General features: G+C 47.2%; 3 protein-coding genes. All 3 read right to left on the reverse strand.

Annotated features, from left to right (window positions below):
• On the reverse strand, positions 1-1124 hold a 1124-nt coding region (locus tag K5677_RS01545; RefSeq protein WP_296723873.1), incomplete at its 3' end, for an ABC transporter permease.
• Positions 1111-2244, reverse strand: a complete 1134-nt coding sequence (locus tag K5677_RS01550; RefSeq protein WP_296723876.1) for an ABC transporter permease — start codon at positions 2242-2244, stop codon at positions 1111-1113. The genes K5677_RS01545 and K5677_RS01550, both read right to left, overlap by 14 nt.
• A gap of 2 nt (positions 2245-2246) precedes the next feature.
• A partial coding sequence (locus K5677_RS01555) for an ABC transporter ATP-binding protein (protein ID WP_296723879.1) occupies positions 2247-3078 on the reverse strand: 832 nt, incomplete at its 5' end.

The raw sequence follows: 3078 nt of genomic DNA on the forward strand, positions 1-3078 counted from the left end.
CTTACAAGCAGCGTAAGGAGTATCAGAGCTGCCGCAAAGCCGAGCTGTATCAGATAACACTGTATGACACCTTCCGAACTGAACGGAATTACATCGGCTATCATTTCATTGGCATTTATGTACCAGTAAGCAGGCAGGAACTTTGCAACGGAAAGCACCTTGTCGCTGAGGATCTCTCTTGGGATAAATACTCCGCACAGGAAGCTCATGCCAAGTCCGAGCACCTGTGTTATAAGGTTAAGGACATTGTCCGCAGGCTCAAAGCTTGACACGAACACGGCTATTGCCGCAACGACAAACGAGAATATCAGGCTGTTGAATACAGCATACCATGCTCTGCCCGTATACATCTCCTCATTGAGCACGATACCCACTGCCATCAGCAGGAGCCATACCGTCAATACGAAAAGGCCGCTTCCGAAGAAAAGCTGAAATGTGTATGTCGAATTTTTGATACATGAGCAGTTCGTGCGGAAGCGTATATCCCTCCTGTTCATTGTAACAAGCACCTGACATACGATTATGAATACCGCTGATATGAGTATATATGGCATATACTGAAAATATGCCGCGAAGTCAACGCTGTAATGAGCATCTCCTCCCTTGTCGTTCCTCAGCATACTTACATCCGTTTCCTGAGAGAGAGCCTCCTCCGTACAGCTCAGAGCCTCGTCTATTGGCATACCCATGCTGAGATAAGCCTTTACGGAATTGGTATACTCGTCAAGGAACTGTCCCATATACACCGTGGAAAAGCTTTCGTCGAGGCAATAGCTGCCGAACACATCGGCGGTGTCCCCTGCCTTGAGCTTTTCCGCATAGCCCTTGTTTATTATGAGGGCATAGTCTGCTCTTTTGTAGTAGAGGGAGTCTATTATAACGTCCCTGTCGTTCTCTATTTCGACTATATCATGGTTTTGGGCTATAAGCTCCGAAAGTTCCCTGCTTTCGGAAGTATCGTCCTCGTCAAAAATGCATATCTTCAGCTTTGTCATCTCGAATTTGCTGTCCTTGCTCGCATTACTTGAGGCTATTACGGAAATGACGATAAAAACGATAATATATGCCAGTGCAGACGGAAGACGCTTTTTTGTTATCTTGAACATCGCCTTAAATACTTGCATATTTCTTCCTCCTTGACGCTAAAAATCCCAGCACTGCAAAGATCACAGCCGTTACAGCCATAGTTATGAGCTTTGTGATGAAGCGGTCATAATCCTCATAGATGTTGAGGCAGTAGAAAGAGTCGGATATTACCGCTACAGGATTGATATTATTGAACCACGGTATCTTTGCGGCGATAACAGCCTTCATATTGCCCATCATAAGACCGCTGCAGAAGCAAAGGCTCATGGTCACCGTCATAAGTATGGCAACCTTGGTCTTTTCTCCCACGCGAGCCAGTGAACCTACAAAGAAGCCGAATGTTACTCCCAGTATGCCGCCGAGGACTGCCGTCGGATAGACCAGCCACAGTCTGTCGCCGAAGTCCGTTTTCAGCACGAATGCAAGAAATGTCACGCACAGCAGCATACATATCGTCTGCAAAATAAAGCTGCCCACAAGACAAGCGAGGACACTTTTTGATTTCGGTACGGGGGAGCAGTTGTTCCTTGCTCCGAGAGCCGAAAGGTCAGCCTGATTCTGCATGGTTATGTGCATTCCCGTCATGCAGCCGAACATCGCCACCATAGCGATAAGATTGTAGAAATACTGTATATACACATCGGGATTGCCCTGAGTCAGCGGTATCTTTCTGCAGGAGCTCACAGTCTCTGAGGTAAGTGAGGAAATGACCTCCTGTGCCTTTTCGGGAGCTGTATTTATCGCGTCCATAGCGATCTTTTCGCGTATCTTGTACTGTTCCGCAAAGGATTTGAGCATAGTCTCGCGCAGTCCCTTTTCCTTTACGGTAAGGCTGAGCTCACCGTCAGAGATGATGATACCCTCAACATCTCCGTTGTCAAGGAGCTTCTCTGCCTTTTCTCTGTTTACAAAGTTCACCTTAAGAAAAGGCTCATCGGCGTTCTCAATGCTTTCAAGAACCTGCCTGAACGCTTCATTCTCTTTTTCCTCGACTACCGCAACAGGTATCGAGCTGAACTTCTCGGTCTTTTCGTATACGCTTCCGAAGGCGACCTTGAAGAATATACCGAGAACTATGGGGAAAAGTATGAGCCATATGATAAGGTCCTTGTTTCTCAGACCGACTTTAAGTTCATATTTCAGCAAATGCAGGAACATATTCACTCCTCCTTGTCTCTGAGAGCTGTACCTGTTATTTCAAGGAACACATCATTCAGTGTGGGCAGCTCGGTGTATACCCTTCCGAAGCCCAGCTCCTTCTTCTGGAGCACATCAAGTATCCTCAGGAGATTGTGCTTGCCGCCCGAGCAGTATACCGACAGCTTTCCGTCGCTGTAATTCGTATCGTATACATGGTCAAGTCCCGAAATATCTCTGAGCACATTGTCGGGGAGCTCCAGTATCTCGATGGTTATGGTCTCGGTATTCTTTATCATGCGCTTGAGCTCGTCCTTTGTGCCCTCAGCGACCTTTTTGCCCTTGTCCATGATAGCGATGCGGGTGCATATCTGCTCAACCTCTTCCATATAGTGGGAAGTATAGATGATTGTAGCCCCGTTTCTGCTGAGCTCCTGTATTCCCTCGAGTATGCGGTTGCGGCTCTGAGGGTCAACTGCCACAGTAGGCTCGTCGAGTATTATTAGCTTGGGCTTGTGGGCTATGCCGCAGGCAATATTCAGTCTGCGGAGAAGTCCTCCCGACAGCTTTTTTGGATAGAACTTAACAAAGTCCTCAAGTCCCACAAACTTTACAGCCTCGTCGATGCACTTCTTTCTCTTTTCCTTGTCCTTTATGTAAAGGCCGCAGAAATAGTCGATATTCTCATACACTGTAAGCTCGTCGAAGACCGCCACATTCTGCATGATAATGCCTATCTCTTTCTTGATGTCGTAGCTTACGGGAGTCATTTCCCTGCCGAATATCTCAATGCTTCCCTTATCGTAGGAAAGCAGGGAGAGCAGACAGTTTATGGTAGTGGTCTTGCCCGAGCCG

The sequence above is a fragment of the Ruminococcus sp. genome, from assembly GCF_024684275.1.